Genomic DNA, 1,238 nt, shown 5'->3' with positions numbered 1-1,238 from the left:
GCCATGCCCCGGACGGTCGGGGGCGCCCCCGGGCACCAGGCGGGCGTCTCGGGCGCGGGGCCCGCTCAGGCCGCGATGGCCTCGTACAGGCTGAATCCGCCCAGCGCCAGCATCACCAGGGCCGCGACCTTGGTGATCAGCCGGAGCGGTACGTACCGCATCAGGGTGCGTCCGCCCACGATGCCCAGACCCGCGACGGCCCACAGCGCCAGCACCGCGCCCACGCCCACCGACAGCGGGTCGTCGTAGCGGGCGGCGAGGTTCGCGGTCATGATCTGGGTCAGATCGCCGAACTCGGCGACCAGGATCAGCATGAAGCCCGCCCCGGACACCTTCCAGAAGCTCTGGTCGGCGGGCTTGCGGACCTCTTCCTCCCCGTCGTCCTTCTTGAGGAGCAGCATCGCCGCTCCGCCGAGGAAGAGCACCCCCACGATCGCCTGGAGCAGCCGATGCGGCAGCAGGGTGAGCACACTGCCCGCCGCGATGGCGAGCCCGACGTGGAGGGCGAAGGCCGCGGCCACGCCGACGAAGACGTACGAGGCGCGGTAGCGGGTGCCGAGCATCAGCCCGGCCAGGGCGGTCTTGTCGGGAAGTTCGGCGAGGAAGACGACGCCGAAGACCACGGCGGCGACGGTGATGCTGAACACGGAATGGATACCTCGTAGATCGGGCCGCACCCAAGGGCCCCGGGGAGGGATCGCTTCGGCACGGCAGCGTCGGACACTGCGGCCGAAGGTCTCGCTGGCGCACGGCCTCCGCATCACGCGGTGGTCCCGTACGCTCCGGGCGCCGGCCCGCACCTCGAGGGGCGGGCAGTATGTCGACGGTCCGGCGAGGAGCTACTCCCCTTCTGCTGCCGACAAGGATACGGGACCCCGGGCCGAACCCGGCCCCCGGACCTCCGCCCCGGCCCCCACCACGACCGCCGCCGTCGGCCCGAACAGCCGCACCGCGCCTGCCCGCATGGGCAAACCGCCGCCCCGCGCCATGTCGACGAGGGCTCCGGGATGTGTGACCAGCCCCACAAGCCGAGGGTCCGGTCGAGCCCCGGCGGCAGCGCGCCCCAATGTCCGGCGGAGCCGGATATGCATGTGCGGCTCCGCCCCTCCACTCCGGGCTCCGGAGCAGAGCCCGGCGACGCGGCGCAGCCGCACGTCGACACCACGGGAAAGGGGCGAAGCCCAGCCCGAAGTCCCGGCCGAACCCCGGCCCGAGGGCTGGGCCGAACCCCAACCCGG

The 1,238-nt window shown here is 73.2% G+C and carries 1 protein-coding gene; it reads right to left on the bottom strand.

Features of this window, described 5'->3' with window-relative positions; all coding sequences use genetic code 11:
• Window positions 1-65 precede the first annotated feature (65 nt).
• Entirely contained in the window at window positions 66-647 is a 582-nt protein-coding gene (locus KN815_RS49010) for a TMEM165/GDT1 family protein (RefSeq protein ID WP_216348189.1), read from the bottom strand.
• Window positions 648-1,238: the final 591 nt, after the last annotated feature.

The sequence above is a fragment of the Streptomyces niphimycinicus genome (genome assembly GCF_018883605.1).
Lineage (GTDB): Bacteria > Actinomycetota > Actinomycetes > Streptomycetales > Streptomycetaceae > Streptomyces > Streptomyces niphimycinicus.
The sequence above is the reverse complement of the archived record's forward strand: the minus strand, read 5'-3'. Positions and strand labels throughout refer to the sequence as shown.